This window comes from Anabaena azotica SJ-1 (genome assembly GCF_047275885.1).
GTDB classification, from domain to species: domain Bacteria; phylum Cyanobacteriota; class Cyanobacteriia; order Cyanobacteriales; family Nostocaceae; genus Trichormus_B; species Trichormus_B azotica_A.
Window position 1 is genome coordinate 2722704 of record NZ_CP178454.1, and the last position, 22671, is coordinate 2745374.

A 22671-nucleotide genomic window follows, 5' to 3' on the forward strand; every position below is an offset into this window, starting at 1 on the left:
AAAACCCTCTTGAATTCGTGTTCTTAGTCTGCCCCCCTGCTTCCTTTCCCCAATCTCACCCTTTCCGACCGGCAAAGGAAAAAAGTTCACAGAAATTTAACTATTTGTACCAACAGTTTGATAACTTAGTACATAGTTCGCAACAATAATTTAGGGAAGGAATCACGTTGAGTTACCATCCAGATGCCATCTCCCCCCACGGCGGAGAGTTAATTAACCGGGTTGCTTCGTCAGAACAAAGAGAAGTATTTCTCTCCAAAGCTGACTTTCTGCCACGAGTGACACTTGATGAGCGAGCCGTTTCCGATTTAGAAATGATAGCCATTGGTGGTTTTAGCCCACTGACTGGTTTCATGAACCAAGCCGACTACGATCGCGTGGTGATAGAAATGCGGCTGGCTAACGGTGTTGTCTGGTCAATCCCAATTACACTATCTGTCACAGAAGAAGTTGCAGCCCCTCTTCAACCAGGTGGTTTAGTGCGTCTGGATAACCCCAATGGTGAGTTTATTGGGGTATTGGAACTGAGCGAAAAGTATAGCTATGACAAAAAACGCGAAGCTATCCATGTCTACCGCACAGAAGATGTCAAACACCCTGGAGTGCAGGTAGTATACAATCAAGGTTCCGTGAATCTAGCTGGGGATATCTGGTTACTACAACGTGATTCTCATCCCCAGTTTCCCAGCTACCAAATTGATCCCGCTGCTTCCCGGCAAATGTTTAGAGAAAAGGGTTGGAAAACTATCGTCGGTTTCCAAACTCGTAACCCCATCCACCGCGCCCATGAGTACATTCAAAAATGTGCCTTGGAAACAGTAGATGGTCTATTCTTACACCCATTAGTAGGCGCAACCAAAGAAGATGACATCGCCGCTGATGTACGGATGCGTTGTTATGAAATACTCATGGAACATTATTACCCATTAGATAGAGTAATTCTGGCAATTAATCCAGCGGCAATGCGTTATGCTGGCCCCAGGGAAGCCATTTTCCATGCTTTGGTTCGTAAGAATTACGGCTGTACACACTTTATTGTTGGGCGCGATCATGCTGGTGTAGGTGACTACTACGGTACTTATGATGCTCAATATATATTTGATGAGTTTGCGCCTGAAGAATTGGGTATTGTGCCAATGAAGTTTGAACACGCTTTCTACTGCACACGCACCAAACAAATGGCGACAACCAAAACCAGTCCTAGCAGACCAGAGGAACGGGTTCACCTATCGGGGACAAAAGTCCGGGAAATGCTACGTCGTGGTGAGTTACCCCCACCAGAATTCTCTCGTCCTGAAGTAGCGGCTGAGTTAGCACGGGCAATGTCTATCCCACAACCAGCTTTAGCTTAGGATTGACTCCTAGTTAGGAAAAAGTATAGTCAGAAATTTTACCCTACAGACTTTTGCCCTTTAAGCTATGATGCTGAAGGGCTGATTTCTCATAGTTAATTTTATGAAACGGCGTGCGTTTTTAGAACGAATTGGCTCCATACTCGCAGTATTGGGACTGAGTGAAGCTGAGTGGTTGACTTTAGGAAATCGCTATTATCAAGCTTTAGCACAACCCAAACCGCGCAAGTTGGCATTGTTAATAGGTATTAATCAATATCCACAGAGTCCCGCCCTTGCTGGTTGTCTGACAGATGTGGAATTGCAAAAAGAACTCTTGATTCACCGCTTTGGCTTTGCATCTGCGGACATTCTCACCTTAACTGAGGAACAAGCTAGCCGAGAATTTATTGAAGCGGCTTTTGTTGATCATTTGGGTAAGCAAGCAAAAGCTGATGATACGGTCTTTTTTCATTTTAGTGGCTATGGTACTCGTGTTAAATTGGCAAATTTTCCCGAAACTGTGGAAAATGCCTTGATTCCTTTCGACGAAAATACACAAAATCAACTATCTGTCAACTATTTATTAGAAACAACTCTTTTACTTTTATTGCGATCGCTCCCCACCAAACGAGTCACAGCAATATTAGATACTAGTTATTATGCTCCCACTACATTACAGACCGCTGGTTTAAAATTTCGTTCCCGACCAGAATCAGCAGTAGCAACGTTAGCACCGGAGGAATTGGCATTTCTCAAACAGCTACAAACCCAGAATTCCCCAGTTAACAATGCAATGCTTCTCAAAGCAACCTCGTCAGAACATCAGCAAGCGGGAGAATTGCTTTTTGGTAATTTCAGCGCAGGTTTATTTACCTACGCATTGACCCAATATTTATGGGAAACTACCCCAGCCACAACTATTCAAATTTTGCTCTCTCATGTCAGTAGTTCCATGTACAAATTGGGTAGCAAACAGCAATCAGGGTTATGGACTGAAAAGAAAAATCCTCAAAGTGGCTTAATTATTGATAATTTCCCCCTGGTAAGTAGCGATGCAGAAGGAGTGGTGATAGCTATAAATGAAGATGGTAAAGCAGTTGAGTTATGGCTGGGAGGATTACCTCTGCCAGTTTTAGAATACTATGGAGTTAATTCCCGATTAATTACACCGATGGGAGAACAGTTAATCTTGAAGTCGCGCAATGGTTTAACTGCAAAAGCACAGATATTCAACCAAGACGCTACCACATCGCTACAAATTGGGCAACTAGTACAAGAAGCAGTGCGCGTGTTACCCCGAAATATTAGTTTAACTGTTCTCTTAGATTCTGGTCTAGAAAGAATTGAGCGTGTAGATGCTACCAGCGCCTTTGCGACAATTACTCGGATAGTTAACATTACAGCCACAGAACAGAAGCCAGATTATATATTTGGCAAGTTAAAGAACATACCCAGTCGTTATGGTCTTTTTTCCCTTGATAGTGAAGTAATTCTCAATACGGCCGGGGAAACTGGAGAAGCCGTAAAAGTAGCAGTGCAGAGATTAACACCAAAATTTTCTACCCTGTTAGCAGCAAAGTTATGGCGACTGACAGAAAATCAAGGTTCTTCTCGCTTGGCGGTGAAAGCGTCTTTAGAGATGGTCAACAACATCTCACCCCGTGTTGTGATGCAACAGCAAACATGGCGTGGTTTGAGTGGGGAAAGTACAACTCATAAAGCACTCACTACCCCAGGAACAGCTATTCCCACAGTTCCCGCCGGAAGTACGATGCAGTATCGGGTGGAAAATTTGAGCGATCGCCCGATATATTTAATGTTGGTGGGGTTAAATAATAGCAGAAGTGCTTTCGCTTTTTACCCTTGGGAAATCTCTAATCTAGAAGATGTCTCCGACACCAAACTTCGTCTGCAAGAAATAGTCATTTCTCCTGGACAAACCCTGAGATTCCCAGACAACAATACTACTGCTAGTTGGACGCTTCCTTCCCCAGTTTTCTTTTGTGAACACCAACTAATTCTGAGTACCTCTCCCTTCACTGAAACCCTTGCAGTTTTGGTAACTACCAAGTATCCCACTTCTGAACAACAGCCTATTAGTCCTTTAGTTAACGCTTTAGAAGTCGCTCAAGCCTTGCTTCAAGATTTACATAATGCCAGTAAAATTAAAGTTGAAATTACTGGAACTGCTGCGGATTCTTATGTATTAGATGTGAATAATTGGGCAAGTCTTAACTTTAGTTTTCAAGTGGTTTAAATCCCCCACTTTTAGAAGCAGTAAGTTTTATGGTGTGGTTTAATTCTGAGTTAAAAAACTTAATTACGAACTATAAATTACTTATCCATCTAGGGACTGGAGGCACTATTACAAATTAAAAGTTACCTTAATCTACAACTTTAATTAATCCTCTTTTTAAAGCATCGAATACTTTATTAATTTGTCTTAGATGGTGTTCACTTAATCCTTCTTCCGTCAAAAGACTGGACATCATAATCTGTTGATCTTGGCGTGTAATTCGGCGATTAGCAAATATGCGTTCCAAGATAGGTTCTAAATTGCTAGGGTTGGAGTTGATGTTGATATTGAATTGCATATTGTTTTCTAGCATTTTAATATACTTTTCATACTAACTAACTAAGTAACTTTAGAATAACAAGATTTGGTAAATTTGCCATTCGTAGCTTTACTTAAACAAAAAAAATCTATTTGATTACTAGCGTGTAGCTTTAGATTATTCTCATTTTCGGTAGAATAACTTAGCAGTTTAAAATTTCATGATTTAAAAAAATGACACTAGCACAGATTGGGATTATTGGTGGCAGTGGGTTATACAAAATGGAAGCTCTTAAAGATGTGGAATCTTTAGAACTGCAAACACCTTTTGGCGCACCATCAGATGCAGTAATCCTGGGGACGCTGGCGGGAACGAGAGTTGCTTTTTTAGCTCGTCATGGTCGTAATCATACGCTATTACCTACGGAGTTGCCCTTTCGCGCTAATATTTATGCTATGAAGCAATTAGGTGTGAAATACTTAATTTCTGCTAGTGCAGTCGGTTCATTAAAAGCAGAAGCAAAACCACTAGATATGGTAGTGCCAGATCAGTTTATTGACAGAACAAAAAATCGCATTTCTACGTTTTTTGGGGAAGGAATTGTGGCGCACATTGCTTTTGGTGAGCCGATTTGCAAAAATTTGGCTGGAGTTTTAGCTGATGCGATCGCTTCTTTGAATTTAACAGATGTTACTCTCCACCGTGGTGGTACTTATGTATGTATGGAAGGCCCAGCATTTTCTACCAAAGCAGAATCAAATCTTTATCGAAGTTGGGATGCAACAGTCATTGGTATGACAAACTTGCCAGAAGCAAAGTTAGCCAGAGAAGCAGAAATAGCTTATGCTACCTTAGCTTTAGTCACCGACTATGATTGTTGGCACCCAGATCACGACAGTGTTACCGTAGAGATGGTAATTGCTAATTTACAGCGAAATGCGGTAAATGCACAAAAGGTAATTGAAGAAACGGTGAAGCGTCTCAGTGAAAATCCCCCTGTGAGTGATGCACATTCCGCTTTGAAATATGCAATTTTAACCAATTTAGCCAATGCACCCACAGCTACGAAGGATAAATTGGCTTTGTTGTTGCAGAAATATTTGTAACAGGGAACAGGTGACAGGTGACAGGTGACAGGTGACAGGTGACAGGTGACAGGTGACAGGGAACAGGGAACAGGGAACAGGTTACAGGTTACAGATTATTCTCCCCCATCACCCTCATCCCCCCATCACCCCCATCACCCCCATCACCCCCATCTCCCTCATCTCCCTCATCTTCCCTTACATTGAATCGAGGTGACGACGTAATTTACTGCTGAAAACATCTATTACAGTCACCACCACCAACAACACCAACATCATGGTTGTGGCTTTTGTGTATTCAAAACCGTCTATATAGCTTTTTAACTGAAAGCCAATCCCACCTGCACCAACTACACCGAGTACGGAAGCTGCACGAATATTGTATTCAAACATCCACAGGGTATAACCTAAAACCAAGGGCAACACCTGCGGTAGGATAGCATATTGAGCTATTTGAATTCTGGATGCACCTATCACTTGTAAAGATTCTAGAGACCGAGAATCAACAGCTTCAATTGCTTGTTGATAAAATTTAGCCAAATAACCTATTGTGTAGATTGACAAAGCTAATGTACCCGCAGGTGCGCCTAAACCAGTAGCAGCAACAAAAATTAGCCCTAAAATAATAGAGGGAACAGAACGAACAGCATTTTGGAGTAAATTTGCTACCCAACGCAACCATAAAGGAGCCACATTATTAGCACTGGCGATCGCTATTGGTACAGAAAGGATTGCACCGATAGAAGTTCCCCAAACAGACATCTGTATAGTTTCAATTAATGCCTTAATTGCGATATCTACAACTTTCAAATCTGGTGGGAATAACCTGACAATAAAATCAGTGATATAAGGCCAGCTATTTTTTAATAGTTCAAAATCTACTTTTAAACCTTGCAAAGCCCAAATATAAATTCCCAGAATAGCTAACAGCATGACTAGATTAATCAGCCAAGTATAGCGGTTTAAGAATTGGGAATTAAAAGATTTATTCTTCATATTCTTTGTATGTTTCTACAAGCTTAAATCCTTGGGCAAATTGGGCTTGCAGGTTATTGCATTTTCCATCATAAACGATACGTCCGGCATCTAAAACGATCGCTCTTTGGGCGTATTCTGCTGCTATGCCCAAATCATGTAAAACTGTAATAATGGTCAAGCCTTGCTCGCTATTGAGTTGTGCTAAAGTTTGCATCACTTGTTGGGATGCAACCACATCTAACCCGGTGGTGGGTTCGTCAGCTAAAAGTATTTGCGGTGATTGAATTAAAGCACGGGCGATCGCCACTCGTTGTTGTTGTCCACCACTGAGTCTAGAAGTTTTTTGATATATCTGTTCTTTTAAACCGAGTTGTTCTAATAATTCCAGAGCGAGAATGCGATCGCGTTCAGGAAAACCAAACAAAGTTTGTCCAGTTGTTCTTACACCTAAACGACCACAAAGCACATTTTCAATAGCTGATAATTGCTGAATTAAACCACCACCTTGAAATAACATCCCAATGTCCCGGCGAACTTTCCGTAATGTTTGGGGAGTTATTTGTACACCATGAACGTAAATTTCTCCTGATACCAATGGGACTAACCCTAACAGCGATCGCAATAATGTAGACTTACCTGCACCATTAAGTCCTAACAAAACAACAAACTCACCTTGATTAATATGAAAATTAATACCGTTGAGGATAGGACGATTCAAAGATGCAATATAAGCTGTTTCTAGGTTATAACATTCAATCAGTTTCACGCCGGTAATCAGTAATTGGTGCTAGACGGAAGAAATTCTGGAGGGCTTGAGAAAAAGCAAAGCCATACTCCTGAATTTTTATTTGATAGATAATATCTTTACGGTTCTATACCAAGGTTTTTCAAGGCATTGCGGACAGGTTGGAGGTGACGATCATGATCAACTCTCACCAACTCTGTAGAATTATACAAGCTTTTGAGAAGTTCGTTGTTTTCTGGCTTGTTCAACTTTAGTAAAGCGTTAATAATTTTTTCCCGCATGATCACTGGAACATCATCATCAATAACAATACCATGAGCAGGAACACCAGAGATTTTATACAGCACCCTTAACTTACTTTTATTTTCAGGGGAGAGATATGGAGGAAACAGAGCATATTCTGAGACAACAGCCACATCAGCTTGTCCACGTACCACTGCTTCCAACGCTTTGCTGTAATTACCACCATAAGTAATTTGACTAAAAAATCCATCCAAGCGATCGCGGTTGGGTACAAATCCCTGTTTTACCAACTCACTCACAGGAAAAATAAACCCAGAACCAGAGGTAGGGGAAGTAAACGCCATTCTTTTACCACGCAACTGTTCCAGAGTCGCTTTAGCGGAATTTTTGCTTTTAAGCTGGCTATTTGCAGGGACAACAAATATAGAGTTATATGTGTATCTGCCCGAATAATTGGGACGAACTTCAGCCAAAAACAAACGAGCATTTGCTAATTGTTCAGCCTTTAAAGCCGGACGACTGCTCAAAAAAGCAACATCAGCCCGATTTCCTCGCAAAGCTTCTACCGCAGACGTTTCATCACCTATCTGAGCTTTGACAGCAATTCCTAATTGTTTGGACAAAAAGCTGCCCACCGCATTGGCTTTGGTTTGTAAATCTATAGAATCAGAACGACTAGGAAAAACTATTGTTAAGGTTTTTAACTTTTGGGCAAGTAAGGTAGGTGTTTCTTGATTAGGATTAGGTGTAGCCACAGTTGCTTGCATTCCTAGCAAGGTACTAGCAACTAACCCTGTTAGTGCTGCTAATGCCCCACCAGCAGCCAATAAACCCTTTTTACTCACACCCATTTTCTGACTATTCATTAGGAAAGATTCTCAGTATTTTTGCTAAATTATTTCAACTATTTCGATAAATGAATTTAGAGCTTTTAGCAATAAAAGTCAATAAGTCCCAAAAACTCACAAGAGATGAGGGTGTGGGGAACAACCGACAAAATCACCAATCACCAATGACTAAAGCCCTGAGTTACAATCCTGATATCTTCATCTCAACCCAGAAAGTTAGCACCGCAAGACATCTACCATGCTTGAGTATCCCCAACTAGAAAAAGCCTTAAAATATCACTTTGGTTATGATCAATTTCGTCCTGGACAAAGGCAAATTATCGAGGATGCACTGCAAAATCGAGATTTAATGGTAGTGATGCCGACTGGTGGGGGTAAGTCTTTGTGTTTTCAATTACCTGCACTGTTGAAATCAGGCTTAACTGTGGTCGTATCACCGTTGATAGCATTGATGCAAGACCAAGTAGAAGCACTGCGTAATAACAACATTTCTGCCACATTTCTCAATAGTAGTCTTAACTCCTATAAAGTTCGCTCTCGTGAAGAAGCGATCATGAATGGTAAAGTTAGGTTACTTTATGTTGCCCCAGAACGTTTAATTAGTGATAGATTTCTGCCACTTTTAGATGTAGTCAAAGAAAAAATTGGTATTGCTAACTTTGCTATTGATGAAGCCCATTGTGTTTCTGAATGGGGACATGATTTTCGTCCAGAATATCGGCAATTAATTTTATTAAAAAAACGCTATCCTGATGTTCCCACTACTGCCCTGACTGCCACTGCGACAGACCGGGTGCGTGTTGATATTATTCAACAATTAGGATTAAAACAACCCAGTGTTCACATTGCCAGCTTTAACCGCCAAAATCTTTATTATGAAATCAGGTCTAAAAATCAACGTGCTTATGCTGAATTATTAGAAATAGTTAGAGAAAATGAAGGTTCAGGAATTATTTATTGTTTAACTAGAAAAAAAGTTGATGAATTAACTTTTAAACTGCAAAATGATAAAATTTCAGCCTTGCCTTATCATGCAGGATTAAGTGATGATGAACGTTCCAAAAATCAAACTCGATTTATTCGGGATGATGTGCGGGTAATGGTAGCCACAATAGCTTTTGGGATGGGAATTAATAAACCTGATGTAAGGTTTGTGGTTCACTTTGATTTACCCCGTAATTTAGAAAGTTATTATCAAGAATCTGGTCGTGCTGGTAGAGATAGTGAACCTTCGCGATGTACACTATTTTTTAGCTTTGGCGATGTTAAAACTATTGAATGGAGTATCAACCAAAAAACAGATCCTCAAGAACAGTTAATTGCTAAACAACAGCTACGTCAAGTAATTGATTATGCAGAAGGAACAGATTGTAGACGCACCATTCAGTTAGGATATTTTGGAGAACGATTTCCTGGTAATTGTGGAAATTGTGATAATTGTCTTTATCCCAAACCTGTACAAGATTGGACAATTGAAGCGATGAAGTTTTTATCTTGTGTGGCACGGTGTAAAGAAAGATATGGAATGTTGTATATTATTGATGTATTGCGGGGTGCGAAAAATCAAAAAATTGCCCTCAATAAACATGATCAACTTTCTACTTATGGAATAGGTAAAGATAAAACAGTAGATGAGTGGCGAATCTTGGGGCGATCGCTTTTACATCAAGGTTTATTAGAACAAACAGCCGACGGTTACTCAGTTTTGAAGCTTAACCCCTTGAGTTGGGAAGTAATGCGAAAACAGCGTTCAGTTTCCATTGCTGTTCCCATCGCCCAAAAGATTAGTTTAGATGAAGGAACTGGCAAAGCTGCCGAGGTAGAAGCTCTCATGCACAGGTTGCGATCGCTCCGTAAACAACTAGCTGATGAACAAGCTGTTCCACCTTACGTCATCTTCCATGATTCTACCCTAAAATTAATGGCGCAAATACAACCAAAAACCTTAGATGAATTTGGTGAACTTTCTGGAGTAGGGAGTCATAAATTAGCCCAATACGGTGATAAATTCTTGGCAGAAATTCAAGCTTATTGTCAACAACAAAGTTTACAGCCACAAAAAAATAATCCAGTTTATTATGCACCAGTTGATAACTTTCCCTCTGATACCGAATCAAGCACATTAGAACTATATCAACAAGGCTTGAATATTGAAGAAATCGCCCAAAAACGTAATGTTAAAACTTCCACAATTATCAAGCATTTATCAGACCTAATTGAAAAAAATCAATCTATAGACTTAAACCAATTAATACCTTTAGAACGACAAAAAAAAATCTGGCAAGTCTTAGAAGTTCTTGGTGATATTTCTCTAACTCCCATTCGCGAATATTTAGGTGAAAGTTATAGTTTTAATGAAATTCGTTTAGTGAAAGCCAAATGGCGACGGGAAAACCGCAAAACTTAGTGATCATAGCCCCACCCATAGGAAAGAGTAGGGGCATTATTCCTATTTAATCCCCATATATCATTGTCCCAACTTGTTCACCTGCTACAGCGGCAATAATTGTTTCCGGGTGTAAACCATTCACAATTTGCACCCGCTTAATTAGTCGAGAATGTTCCAGCAAATCAATCAAAATTCGTTCAAAAGGTAATGTTTGAAAATCCCGCTGCCTAATTTCCGATGTGGATATTTCCCTAATAAAATTAGCACTAGAGTTTTGTTTAGGATCTTGATCAAATAAGCCATCAACGTCCTTAACTAAAGTTACACTTTCACAACCAAAACACTCTGCTAACAAAAAAGCTCCTGCATCACTACCATGAGGAGGTACACGGCCAATGGCTGGGGGATGTTCCCACAAAGAATAAGGAGGAACACCACTAAAAATTACACCAGGAACAGTACGAATAAACAACGGTAAAAGGTGGCCAAAAATTTCCGGGGGAATAGCTACCACCCCATAGGGAGCGAGTAAAGCACCCAAAATATGAGCATTACCCAACGCATCAGCTTGAGCGAGTGTAGCTAATACACCAGTAGGCATACCCAAATCAATACCAATTGAAAAAACGTGGCGAGTTCTGACACCACCACCGGCACCAATAATCAACTTCTTGGATTCTAGGAGTGTTCCTAAAGCTTTAATTACTGGATAAGTAATAGCCCTACCAGCATCAATAATTGATCTCCCACCAATTTTTACAACATGGGTATCTGGAAGCATCCGAATAATTGGCGCTTCTACTAACTTGTCTTCTGTGGATATCTCTACATCCTTATCCATCAAACTTTCGCGCATCAATAAGGATGTCAGATGTTGCCTGTAATCACCGTTAATATTTGTCTGCATCATTTGATAATTAGCTCCTGAATTAAATTTGAATTAAATTTCAATCAACATAGATAAGAGTACCGATATCTTCGCCATTTAAAGCCCGTGTTAAATTTCCTTTTGTTAGTCCGTTGATTACCCTAATTGAACGGCTATTACAGGCATTTTCCATCAAATCCAAAACTGAACGCTCAATAATTACATCTTGCAAATCTAAGCTTTTGAGTTCAGAGACAGAGATATTTTTTATTAACTTGGCATTTCTGTCTTTTTTTGGATCAGCAGTGTAAAGTCCTTCCTCATCTTTGATAAAAATCATGGATTTAGCTCCAAACACTTCGCTGACTAAATAAGCGCCTGTGTCTGTACGATGGGGAGGTATTCTCCCTGCTGTTGGGTTTTCATGCCAAAAAGTGTAAGGAGGCATTCCAAAGAAAACCACGGCTCCCCGTTCTGCTAGATAGAGAGGTAACTGAGGAAACTGCACTGGTTCAATAAAAGGAATGCCATTCTCGGCTAATAAATAATGGATCATCCTTGCATTCTGCATACTGACAAAAGTTCCCAGAACGCTTAAAACTCCTGTTGGTAGACCTAAATCAAGCCCCACACTGTAAGCATGACGCGCTCTAGTACCCCCTCCAGTACCGATAATCATTTTGTGCTGGCCTAAGTTTTCAACAATTTCCTCAATTAAAGGATAGACAGCTGCCCGACCCCGGTCAATGAAACTCTGACCACCTATTTTCAGAACACAAGCATTAGGCAAAATCTTGATTGATGGTTCTCTAGATGTCTGAGCGAGTAATTGTTGATCACTGAGTGAACCCTGAACAATGGATTGTCCTAATTGAGATAGTAGTTGATTGTCTAGAGTCGGAATTGTATTTGTCATAATTGTCACAACAATTTTTACCTGAGTTTATTCCTCACACCTGACTAAAAATAGGACTCCCCCTACACCCTAGTTTTTGTCAGATCAACGCCTTGTAAAATGTAGGCTTCTTGGGATTCCATCTGCTGATCAAGTTGGCCAAATTTGTCTTTAGCCCAGATTCGCAGTTCGTCTAAGATGTTTTGCTTGATCTGTTCAGGCAGGTTGATACCCCCTAAACCTGGTTTTTTTTGCCAATTATCTAGAGATTCCTGTGGCGTAGTAGTAACTTTCCACTCTTGAACCATTACTGGTTCAATTTTCCTTCCCCCACGCTGCACACATAATTCCATCAGCTGATGCTGATTTTTTTCTCCCCGTTTTCCTGACAACCCGTGATGTTGCAGTTGTTGTTGCATCTGTTGTCTGATTTGTTCTCTCACACTTTCTTTGTGTCTTTTAATACGTCCAACCATGAAAAGTGTGCGATCGCTTGCCACTCTGTACAATTCATTGACTGTATGTTTTATATCCAAGAGGTGGATAGCTCTGGAACTAAAAATCACACGGGCTGTAGTATCAGCAACTGGCCACTGTTGATTGCCATCTGCTTCTACCAACCTCCAATTATCTTGATTACAGTTCAGTCGCGATTTATACACTTCTAACATATTCGAGGAGAGATCAAAACCTATGTAACGGCATGGTGACTGCACAAACCACTGACCAATGATGCCTGTACCAGCGCCTACTTCAACGACAAGATCATCAGGTTGGACTTCAGCACAAGAAAGTACAACTTCGACAATTTGACGGCAAAGTTCCTCAGATAAACCTGCACGTTGATCATAACTATTGGCTTGATTATCAAAAGATGGGGGAAGAAATTCCACAGTGATATTTTAATAGATTAAACCATTTTCCTAGCCTTATTATTATTTGTCATATTCTGAGATTTATCACAAGGGCAATAATTGTTATTTTGATTTAAATATAGAATCTGATACAAATCTTTTCATGTTGTCTAATACCAACATTTTACCAACCGTCATAATAAATTATTAAGTTGAATTTATGACTGAAGAAAGATATAAATGTAAATTTTATTTTTTTATATAGCCATTTAGTTATCAATAAAAATTAGTTAGGGAAAAACCAGTCTGAACTTGACATAAGTTCGGTTACGGCTTGCTTCCATAAAGGACTGAAAGATAGATACAAAGCGACTTTCTACAGAAAACTTAACATTTATGAGGCTTGATGGGATTGTGCATTCCATCTGACAAAATGCTGAACACCAAGAGTATTTGGTTATCAACCAAAAAGTAAAAGCTTGAGCAAACAGAATCTTTCATTATTAAAAAAAAATAATATTTTACATTTTGGTAAAAAATATATTAAATAATTGATCTTTTGCGTCTGTAATCATAGATTTATAGGTTGAAAATCATTTTTATTTGAAATAAATGTATACATAGCTAATGAAATAATCCGTGTAAGATGTAAAAGAAAAATGATCCAAAGTTTTTTTGGAGGCTGGAATGGATAAAGATCAACTTAGCGCAGGGATTCAATCATTAATAGATAGAGGCGAGCGCACTCCTGAAGAAACAGTCTTCCTCAGATTACTGAGACAAGTTTGGCAAATTGATTGGACAATCGCCCCCTACGACGTATGGACACACATGATCGAGTGGGATGTACCCTATTTCCGTCGGTTCATGATTCTGGATGAGGGAGACGAAGCAGAAGAAGAACAAATCATCCGTGATTGGACTGAAGCCAGGCTGGGTTTAGGAGGCAAAGACAAAAGTTCTGCACGGGATGCTAAAAAGCGTATCATTGACTTAATCCAAGAAGTAAATGTACTCCGCTCCAGTATTCGTCGGGGTTAAAAATTTACCTAGATGCACAGAGAAGAGTTCTCAAAATAACCAGTGTCTGCGGTTTATATGTGCATTTTATAACTACAGCCGTTAGCTGTGATTGATAAATCTAGGTAATGTGTGATTTAAATAGATCTACTTATAGCAGTAGCCGCAATTGTTAGGACGTTTTTTTATTGTCTGTTCCCTATTAAGAGTTCTCTGTGAATCAAAATATGATGTCCTAACTGATATGTCTGTTGCTATATGTGCAGAGATTAAAAACCAGCAAAAATTTAGTTACACATTGCCTCAGACTTACTTACTCAAACCATTTGCAATATTAGAAAGCAGTCAAATTCAGCAATTTTCATGACCGGATTTGATTAAGATTGTCAGTTTTGTCTTACACAACACATCTGTTCTCTGGATACCTTTTCCAGTTGGCATTTAAGAAATTGACAATCCTCAATACTCAATTACTGAAAACCTGATTGAAAGAGGATTTCAGCGAAATTAGCGCAGATATTATTGACAGCTTTTGTATTTATACCAGGAGTTTCCCATGACACAACAAAAACATTTACCATCCGAACCAGAAAATCAAAATCCAGAAGCAGAAAAATCTATCTTCACCCGCCGTCAATTTATGGGTGCAGGTGTCATGGCCGCCGCCGCTTTCGCCTTACCTAAATTAGCCCAAGCAGAAGCTAGTAGTTCAGCACAGGCAACAACCGTATCTACTCAAAATTGTGATACTACAATCAATGTTGCTGTTAATGAACCATTCCAAGAAGCAACAAAAATTACTAGTTGCGAAGGACAACTTAACAAGACAATAAATACACGGATTGCCTCACTAAAACTGCCACAACAGGCCGGAGATAAAAGCATAGATGTACATACTTATGACTGTAGTATTCCTGGTGACTTTTTATATGTTAATCCCGGCGACCAAATCAATATCACTCTACAAAACGAGTTTCCGCTGACTGATAACATCCCCTGTCACATTAATACAACTGAAGGAAATTATGCCCCTGGCTGTTTCAACACCACTAACCTGCATTTTCATGGATTGCACGTATCACCTCAATCTCAACCAGATGGTACCGCATCCGACAGTGTATTAATTCAAGTAGAACCAGGTGGTAGCCAAAAATATTGTGTGAAATTGCCAGATTTTCATGCACCTGGTACACACTGGTATCATTCCCATCTGCATGGGGCAAGTGGTTTACAAGTATCTAATGGATTAGCGGGAGCCATCATTATTCCTGAACCTCCAGAAAATCAAATCGTTCCTCCAGAACAGGATAAAGTTTGGTTGATACAAGAAGTAATTGGTGGTCTTGCAAAACAAACCGACATTTACCCACAAGGAGGAGGACAAGGTAGGAGCATTCTCGCAAACTATTTAGTCAACGGCATTTATCAACCAATAATTACTGTCAACAAAAAACAGTGGCAGCGTTGGCGGTTTATCAATGCAGGAGCAACGCCACGTAGTTTGATGAACTTGAAATTAGTCAAGAATTTTAATCCAGCAACCAAACAATACGAAGCAGTTATTCCCATGTACCTAATTGCTGTAGATGGGATTTCATTCTACGGTAAGCAACCTCAATTAAATCAAGGATGGGATCTTGCTCCTGGCAATAGAGCCGATTTTATCTTTTGGTTGCCAGAGGATACTGATGAAAATGCTAACTATTATATAGTTAAGGATGCATTTACAGGAGGAGGTGTACAACCAAATCAAGTAACCCTTTTAGCTCAAGTTCAAGTAACAGCTAATCAAGGTACTGATCCAAATCCGACTGTCAACAATTACTTAATTCCTGGAACATTACCAGATTATTTACAACCAATTGAATACCAGGAAATATATAATAATCAAACAGGAGCTTTGCAACATCCAGTCCAAGATATCCGCTTCACAATTCCCCAAGGAACAGGACAGACTACTAATAAGTATGGCAAGTATGAAGTCAATGAAGAGCAATATGATGTAAATGCTGGTGATATAACCGTAGGCTTAAACACAGCAGAAGTTTGGACTTTGCGGAATATACGAGCCGCTACAGGAGGTTCACCTCATCCATTCCATATTCACGTTAATCCTTTCCAAAAGGTTGGGGATATGATAGATCCCAAAGGCCCAAATGATTCTAGTAACTGGCGGTGGTGGGATACAATAGCGGTTAATGCAAATTCATGTGTACCAATTGTGCATCGTTTCCCAGATTACGATGGTGAGTATGTGCTTCACTGTCATATTCTCATTCATGAAGATTTGGGAATGATGCGGAATGTAGTTGTTAATGGTACGGGAACACCTCCTTGTACACCACTTTCTAAGAGTTCATTCACTCCTAGCTCAAGTCCCAAATATGTGACTTTTGACCAAATTTGTAAAAATCTTCCTACTCCTCAACAACCACCTGGTACCACATCTAATCCCACTTGTACAAGCGGTTGTAATACCCAGACTCAGACACCCAGCGCCACTACTCTACAAAGTCAACAGGGTAGCGGTTCAGGAATGGGTAGCGGTTCAGGAATGGGTGGCGGTTCAGGAATGGGCAGAGGCTCAGGAATGGGTAGAGGTTCAGGAATGGGTAGAGGCTCAGGAATGGGTTACAGTTCGTGAAATTAGCTTGGTCTTGATTTTTCAGTAATGATTTGAATGTATTTCTGAATCTCAGGATGAATTTATCTGTAGAGGTGTTCCTTGGGAATATCTCTACAAAATTTTTAGCTTAAACAAAAAGAAGCAATAGTAAGAATTCAGGAGTCAGGAGTCAGAATGCTTATGAAATGAAGAATAGACAAAAGTGAAATTTTATCAAAATCATCATACTTGACTAAAAAGCCTTTATTCTCCTGACTTGGAGGATTCTCTATCTTGAATACTTACAAGTAATAATTCAAAATTTCCCAATATTTGAAAAGTAAAAAGCTGAGGCTGTACTCATTTTTAATTTTTAATTTTTAATTCCATCCTGCGGTACTAGCCACTTTTCTATCAACCAGCCAAAGATTAGCTACAGCATATTTAACAACCAATGACTCTTGTGTTGCATGACAAGAACTCTTTAACACTTGAGTTTTCACTGCATCTTTTACAAGTTTAGCTTGGTAAGTGTAGAGAGAACCCGCAGGGTTTTCATAAGTTAACTCTGCCAAAATTGTATTATTATCCATACTTTGCTCTAAGATTTTACCGACTACTTTATAGTTAAACCAATCCCATCCATGATGGAGAATTATTTCTCTTTCCAAAATCTGTAATGCTGATGGTAAAAGTCCCCAACCACGATAAACTTTATGCAAAAATTCAATATCACCTGTTCTGGTTAAAATTGATTTGAAGGAATCTTGATCCAGGACACCGTAATATCTTGCTTCTGGTAAATCTATGGCTGTGGGTGCAAACCGATGTCCTCCAAAATGGCTGGATTTCCAAACTCTTACATCATCTAATTGCAAATCAGAAATAATATTTTTAGCATAAAAGTAAAAAGGATTGCCATATCTGGCACAACACTGATCATGGCTACCATGTGTACAAACTAAAATATCTCTGGTGATACTGCTTTCTATTTGATAATCAGGTTTTCCATCTGATAACCATTTCCGGACAACTCCGGCAGCTTGTTCAATATTTGGTAATTTAAATTCTTGCTTGTGGTAGCCATTGCTTATACCCTCTTGTTTTTGATAAATCAATAATGTAGTTTGTTCTATTTTATGTGATTCATCATTAGCAATTAATAGAAACCTAATGGATAATTTACGCCGCTGCACTTCTTCAACCAACACCCGCAAGTTATCGGGAATCCATTTTGATTGAAATGCTTCTGACATCCAAGGTTGTGGACATTCTACTAAAATGTAAGTTTGGTAGTTTGTAGCACTACCGATAATATCTTCTCCTAGTTGCCGGGAATAGTCAGAACAAAAAAAATGATTCATATAAATTCACTCAACAATTGATTTTATAGACAAAGGTAAGGGAAATCTAAAATTGTGTTTCTAGCTACCAGTTTTAGTTTTAATAGGGTTAACGACTAAAAACCGATGCCATTTTATAAGTTTCCGGTTTTTTCAAGTCTTTCCGGTTAATAAATTTGCCATCTCTAAAACTCAATGCTATCTATAAAAAGTATTACTGTAAAAGATAAATTGATTTGGTATCTAATTTTATTGAACAATTCAGAAAATTTTACCTGCTGTAATTTTGTGCTGATCAAATCTGATTTGACGCTTTTAGCAAAAAAAATTAACCTTTGTTAGGGTGGGATAAACGCAATTAGCCTGAGACTTATTAAATGTTTGAATGTAATTAAAAATACAATTAGCATTATTTTTAACCGCAAGATTAATTTGTAAATTTTTGTATAAATTATCCATATTTTTACCAAAAACCTTTGTGTGTATACTTAAAGACATACTTTGAGTGTCTGAGCTTGTATTCATTTTATTGTTTTATATTGCTAATTATTCTCAATAAGCTTCTAAAAAAATATAGCTGATAAAGCTATGGTAAGGATAAACAATCAAAAAGTGTAACTGATGAGTTTACTGTTAGACCGTTTAACTTTCTCTAACTACAACATATCTACTTGATGCCATGAATCAGCCCAGAGGTAGAAAAGAGGATAAATATGAGGTTTTCTCCATGTTGCTGTACTCAACAATCTCTAGAACACTGAAAGCCTGATTATAACTGTATTTCAATTATCTGTATCAACAGTAACAGAATTTAATTACAAAAGCAAGTATCTAATAAATTTTCTTATTTTGCCAATTTTTCTCAGTATCTTTAGTTTAAATAAGTTTAATCAATATTGCCTATAAGATATCATTAAGTTTTTCAATACAATAAATAGCTTTTCGCTTATGTTACCAAGTATTACAAAGAATTGAAAAATTTCCCTGCTGTCACCACTATCTCAGCGAGGTACAGGAAGAAAGAATTGAGGCAGATAAATTTGTACTTGTTTATAAGGAAAGGGTCACTTTATGCACGACTACAAAATTTTATTGACGAGATAATGAGAATGGGTCATGGGTAATCAATCGGTGATGAGTCAGACTGATTTCCTATCACCAATTACTAATTACCAATTACCGATTATGACATTAATATTAGCTCTTGATTTTGGTGGGACTAAACTAGCAGCAGCTACAGTGGAAGCTGGTTCTAGGGAATGGTTGCACTATGAAAATCGGCTTTCACCTACAAATGCTGATGCTTTGAGTGATATAGAAATTATGCGATCGCTCATTGATTCTGTGCTAGATAGACGTAAACCCGATGCTATTGGTGTGAGTTTTGGCGGCCCCGTAGACGCAGCCACTGGACTTGTCCGACTTTCTCACCATGTTCCTGGTTGGGAAAATATACCCCTCAAACAACTGCTAGAAGAAGAATATAATGCTCCCGTGGGTGTAGACAATGATGCTAATGTCGCTGCTGTTGGTGAACATCGGTTTGGGGCTGGACAGGGATATGATAGCTTGTTTTACATCACCATCAGTACAGGTGTAGGTGGCGGTTGGATACTCAACGGTAAACCTTGGCAAGGTGCAGGTGGTATGGCTGGAGAAATTGGCCATATAGTTGTAGATCCCACCGGGCCAGTATGTCTGTGTGGAAAACGCGGATGTGTAGAACGTTTAGCTTCTGGGCCTTACATAGCACAAAATGCGCGGGAACTACTGGAGAAAGAAACCCATAATTCCCCCACCAGCACCAGAGGAGAAATACTGAAATATTTGGTAGGTAACGATTTAAACTTAATCACTGGGCAAATAGTGAGTGTAGCCGCAGCCAATGGTGATGAACTAGCAAAAGAAGTCTTATACAAAGCCGCTTGGGCGCTAGGAGTAGGAATTGGTAATGTGGCTAACTTGATGAATCCCCAACGTTTTGTTTTAGGTGGTGGTGTCACCAAAGCCGGTGATAGTTTTTGGGCTATAGTCCGCAAGGTGGCACAGGAAACCGCATTACCAGAAGTGAATTTTGAAGTCGTGCGGGCATTATTGGGGGATGATGCCCCGTTGTGGGGGGCTGTGGCCTTGGGTTTGGATGTTGTACGGTGATTTAAGAAACAGGGAACAGAAAAATATCTACTGTCACCTGTCACCTCTCACCTGTTATCCTAGCGATCGCGTTTTGGAGAACGACGTGATGAAGATGTACTAGAACCAAACTTTTTGCCACCCGTAGCAGGTGGTGCAGCCTTACGTCTTCCTGATGCTGCTGATGACGGTTTGGGTTTAGGACTAGAACGAGTTGTTTCATGATCACGTCCAAGCTTGGGTTTTGGTTTGCGTTCAGGGGCAGCAGAGGAACTAGCACCAGACTTTTTGCCATCTGTAGAAGGTGGTGCAGCCTTACGTTTACCCGATGTTTGGGGTGACGGTTTAGGTTTATCACCAGAACCAACTATGTCCTGATCACGTCCAGGTTTGGGTTTTTGTTTGCGTCCATTTTGAATTGGTTCCGGTTTAATATCTGGGTTAATTCCAAAGCCAGTAACTACTTCCAATGGCAACTTCTGCTGAATCAGTTTTTCGATATCTGTCAACAGATGGTGTTCATCAACACACACCAAAGATATAGCTTCACCTCTTGCACCAGCGCGGCCTGTGCGACCAATCCGATGCACATAATCTTCCGGTACAAAGGGCAAATCGTAATTTACAACATGGGGTAATTCGCTAATATCAAGACCCCTAGCAGCAATATCCGTGGCCACCAGTACCTGTAACTTACCATCCTTAAACTTTGCTAAAGCCTGGGTACGCGCCCCCTGACTTTTATTACCGTGAATTGCCAATGCTTGAATGCGGTCTTCATTCAACTGCCTCACCAGACGGTCAGCACCGTATTTAGTCCGAGTAAATACTAGAACTTGATACCACTCGTCTTGTTTAATCAAGAAAGAAAGTAATTGACGCTTCCTGTCACGGTCTACCTGATAAGCTCTTTGTGCGATCGTATCAGCAGTAATATTACGGCGTGCCACCTCAATCATCGTCGGCTGATTCAGCAACCCTGCCGCTAATTGCTTGATATTATCGGAGAAGGTAGCAAAGAACAACAAATTTTGGCGCTGCTTGGGTAAAATAGACAGAATACGCCGAATATCACGAATAAAGCCCATATCCAGCATCCGGTCTGCTTCATCCAACACCAAAACCTCCACCCGCGACAGGTTCACCGAACCCTGTTCTAGATGGTCTAGCAGTCTTCCTGGAGTGGCAACCAGGATATCTACACCACTTTTCAACTGGCGTTTTTGAGGATTGATACTGACCCCACCAAACATCGCCATTGATTTCAGCTTCAGGTACTTGCCATAATCATGGACGCTTTCTTGTACCTGTGCGGCGAGTTCCCGTGTAGGAGTGAGAATCAACGCCCGTATTGGCACCCATCCAGTAGAACTGCTTTTAACATTATTATTTGATGACAACCGATGCAGAAGTGGCAAAGTAAAACTGGCGGTTTTTCCAGTACCAGTTTGAGCGCCCGCTAGTAAATCACCACCCGATAACACCGATGGAATAGCCTGTATTTGTATTGGTGTGGGTTTAGTGTATCCCCGTTCAGTAACTGCGCGAATAATTTCAGGGGACAAGCCGAGATTAGAAAAAGACATAGAACTCCGTAAATAACATCGGCCTGTCGCTCATTACAGCGTCAGTCTTAGGCGGAATGTGGGTTTGAAGGGCTGCATGGGCAAGTACCCCAAGACTGAGAGCATAAGCCGCAGCACTGAATTTTAACAGAATATTTAGTATATGTAAAATTAATTATTCTCTTCAAGTTTGAATAAAAATCAATTGGGAGAGATATCTTAAATACCTCTACCGTTGCAATTAGTTAATTTTTGGTTGCTGGTTTTAATGGTGTAGGTTGGTTGAGACTGCGGAAATATGAACCACCAATAATCAACCAAAATAGTATATACCCTAAAGCTTGTGCTAAATACAATTTCTGGTTATAACCAAACAGGGTTTTTAGCAAAATTCCAGGAAATTGTTTATCAGGTAAAATTTCCGAAAAATCCCAAATTTGCAAACCTAAAATACAAGCATTACTTCCTATTTGACAAATATTCAGGGCATTAATTTGGTTATAAGCCATGACTGCGGCATCAAGATGACGGAGAGCAGAAATTACTAACCCAGAGACTATTATTAATAGTAATAAACCCATCCATTGAAAAAATTGGCTCAGGTTAATGCGGATACTCCATCTAAATAAGAGCATACCAATTAATACTGCTATGGTTAGTCCTCCTATTGCTCCCAATACAGGTATTAAGCCAGATTGAAATTGAGCCACAATAAATAATGCTGTCTCTAAACCTTCTCGAAAAACGGCAATAAATATTAAGCTAAAAATTGCCCAAGCTGCTTTTTTGTCTTCATCCAAAGCACTAGTTACAGAATTTTGGATTTCAGCTTTTAGGAATTTTGCTTGTTGTGTCATCCAAATTAACATCCAACTGAGCATAGAAATTGCTATTAACCCTAATCCCATTTCAAATAATTGTTTGAAAACAGGTGCATAGCGCAAATCTGAGGTTTGTAATCCTTGGATGGTTAAATTAAGAATTAACCCTACAATAAAACTAGCTATTACCGCACTGATAACACCTAAATATACCCAACGATGTAATTTTTGTTGTTGAGCTTGCTGTAAACAAGCAAAGACAATTCCCACCACTAAAGCAGCTTCGACACCTTCGCGTAAAGTAATGAAAAAAGTTGGTAATGCAGCACTCCAATTCATAAGATATTAATTAGTTTTTGGTATTTCGATCAAATAATTATGCCTGTAATT

At 39.5% G+C, this 22671-nt stretch carries 18 protein-coding genes; 8 read left to right on the top strand and 10 right to left on the bottom strand.

Going from position 1 to position 22671, the window contains the following annotated elements; all coding sequences use genetic code 11:
* The first annotated feature begins 167 nt into the window (after positions 1-167).
* Positions 168-1352 (top strand): sulfate adenylyltransferase, encoded by a 1185-nt coding sequence (gene sat, locus ACLLO5_RS11980; RefSeq protein WP_413175670.1) that lies wholly within the window; start codon positions 168-170, stop codon positions 1350-1352.
* Between the two features lie 103 nt (positions 1353-1455).
* On the top strand, positions 1456-3591 hold the full coding sequence (locus tag ACLLO5_RS11985; protein WP_413175671.1) for a caspase family protein: 2136 nt from the start codon (positions 1456-1458) through the stop codon (positions 3589-3591).
* A 127-nt stretch (positions 3592-3718) separates the two neighbouring features.
* On the opposite strand, the gene ACLLO5_RS11990 is transcribed toward ACLLO5_RS11985, so the two are convergent.
* Positions 3719-3943, bottom strand: coding sequence for a hypothetical protein (locus ACLLO5_RS11990; RefSeq protein ID WP_413175672.1), 225 nt, complete (start codon positions 3941-3943; stop codon positions 3719-3721).
* Between the two features lie 179 nt (positions 3944-4122).
* Here ACLLO5_RS11990 and ACLLO5_RS11995 point away from each other — a divergent pair, with 179 nt between their 5' ends.
* On the top strand, positions 4123-4995 hold the full coding sequence (locus ACLLO5_RS11995) for an S-methyl-5'-thioadenosine phosphorylase (RefSeq protein WP_413175674.1): 873 nt from the start codon (positions 4123-4125) through the stop codon (positions 4993-4995).
* A gap of 177 nt (positions 4996-5172) precedes the next feature.
* On the opposite strand, the gene phnE is transcribed toward ACLLO5_RS11995, so the two are convergent.
* The 3 genes from phnE to ACLLO5_RS12010 form a co-directional block, all read right to left on the bottom strand.
* On the bottom strand, positions 5173-5970 hold the full coding sequence (phnE, locus tag ACLLO5_RS12000) for a phosphonate ABC transporter, permease protein PhnE (protein ID WP_413175675.1): 798 nt from the start codon (positions 5968-5970) through the stop codon (positions 5173-5175).
* Positions 5960-6718, bottom strand: coding sequence for a phosphonate ABC transporter ATP-binding protein (locus tag ACLLO5_RS12005; RefSeq protein WP_413175676.1), 759 nt, complete (start codon positions 6716-6718; stop codon positions 5960-5962). The genes phnE and ACLLO5_RS12005 overlap by 11 nt, the downstream gene beginning before the upstream one ends.
* Before the next feature lie 98 nt (positions 6719-6816).
* On the bottom strand, positions 6817-7791 hold the full coding sequence (locus ACLLO5_RS12010) for a phosphate/phosphite/phosphonate ABC transporter substrate-binding protein (protein WP_413176075.1): 975 nt from the start codon (positions 7789-7791) through the stop codon (positions 6817-6819).
* 65 nt (positions 7792-7856) lie between these two features.
* Here ACLLO5_RS12010 and ACLLO5_RS12015 point away from each other — a divergent pair, with 65 nt between their 5' ends.
* Entirely contained in the window at positions 7857-8048 is a 192-nt protein-coding gene (locus ACLLO5_RS12015) for a hypothetical protein (protein ID WP_413175677.1), read from the top strand.
* Entirely contained in the window at positions 8027-10195 is a 2169-nt protein-coding gene (gene recQ / locus ACLLO5_RS12020; RefSeq protein ID WP_413175678.1) for a DNA helicase RecQ, read from the top strand. Before ACLLO5_RS12015 ends, recQ begins: the two co-directional genes overlap by 22 nt.
* A 46-nt stretch (positions 10196-10241) precedes the next feature.
* Here the strand turns inward: recQ and ACLLO5_RS12025 are convergent, their stop codons facing one another.
* From ACLLO5_RS12025 to ACLLO5_RS12035, 3 genes are all read right to left on the bottom strand, one after another.
* Positions 10242-11087 carry a hypothetical protein gene (locus ACLLO5_RS12025; RefSeq protein WP_413175679.1) on the bottom strand — a complete coding sequence of 282 codons (846 nt, stop codon included), beginning with the start codon at positions 11085-11087 and terminating at the stop codon, positions 10242-10244.
* A 37-nt stretch (positions 11088-11124) separates the two neighbouring features.
* Positions 11125-11961 (bottom strand): hypothetical protein, encoded by an 837-nt coding sequence (locus tag ACLLO5_RS12030; RefSeq protein WP_413175680.1) that lies wholly within the window; start codon positions 11959-11961, stop codon positions 11125-11127.
* Positions 11962-12023: 62 nt separating this feature from the next.
* Positions 12024-12833 carry a class I SAM-dependent methyltransferase gene (locus ACLLO5_RS12035; protein WP_413175682.1) on the bottom strand — a complete coding sequence of 270 codons (810 nt, stop codon included), beginning with the start codon at positions 12831-12833 and terminating at the stop codon, positions 12024-12026.
* 648 nt (positions 12834-13481) lie between these two features.
* Between ACLLO5_RS12035 and ACLLO5_RS12040 the strand changes: the two genes are divergently transcribed.
* Together ACLLO5_RS12040 and ACLLO5_RS12045 are read left to right on the top strand one after the other, a co-directional pair.
* Entirely contained in the window at positions 13482-13835 is a 354-nt protein-coding gene (locus ACLLO5_RS12040; protein WP_413175683.1) for a hypothetical protein, read from the top strand.
* Between the two features lie 535 nt (positions 13836-14370).
* A complete protein-coding gene (locus tag ACLLO5_RS12045) occupies positions 14371-16458 on the top strand; it encodes a multicopper oxidase family protein (RefSeq protein WP_413175684.1) in 2088 nt (695 codons plus the stop codon).
* Positions 16459-16799: 341 nt separating this feature from the next.
* On the opposite strand, the gene ACLLO5_RS12050 is transcribed toward ACLLO5_RS12045, so the two are convergent.
* Positions 16800-17783, bottom strand: coding sequence for a sucrase ferredoxin (locus ACLLO5_RS12050; protein WP_413175685.1), 984 nt, complete (start codon positions 17781-17783; stop codon positions 16800-16802).
* Positions 17784-18947: 1164 nt separating this feature from the next.
* On the opposite strand from ACLLO5_RS12050, the gene ACLLO5_RS12055 reads away from it, so the two are divergent.
* Entirely contained in the window at positions 18948-19916 is a 969-nt protein-coding gene (locus ACLLO5_RS12055; protein ID WP_413176076.1) for an ROK family protein, read from the top strand.
* A 59-nt stretch (positions 19917-19975) separates the two neighbouring features.
* Here the strand turns inward: ACLLO5_RS12055 and ACLLO5_RS12060 are convergent, their stop codons facing one another.
* Both ACLLO5_RS12060 and ACLLO5_RS12065 read right to left on the bottom strand, forming a co-directional pair.
* On the bottom strand, positions 19976-21481 hold the full coding sequence (locus tag ACLLO5_RS12060; RefSeq protein ID WP_413175686.1) for a DEAD/DEAH box helicase: 1506 nt from the start codon (positions 21479-21481) through the stop codon (positions 19976-19978).
* A gap of 224 nt (positions 21482-21705) precedes the next feature.
* Positions 21706-22620: an FTR1 family iron permease gene (locus ACLLO5_RS12065; RefSeq protein WP_413175687.1), complete on the bottom strand. Its 915-nt coding sequence runs from the start codon at positions 22618-22620 to the stop codon at positions 21706-21708.
* Positions 22621-22671 lie beyond the last annotated feature (51 nt).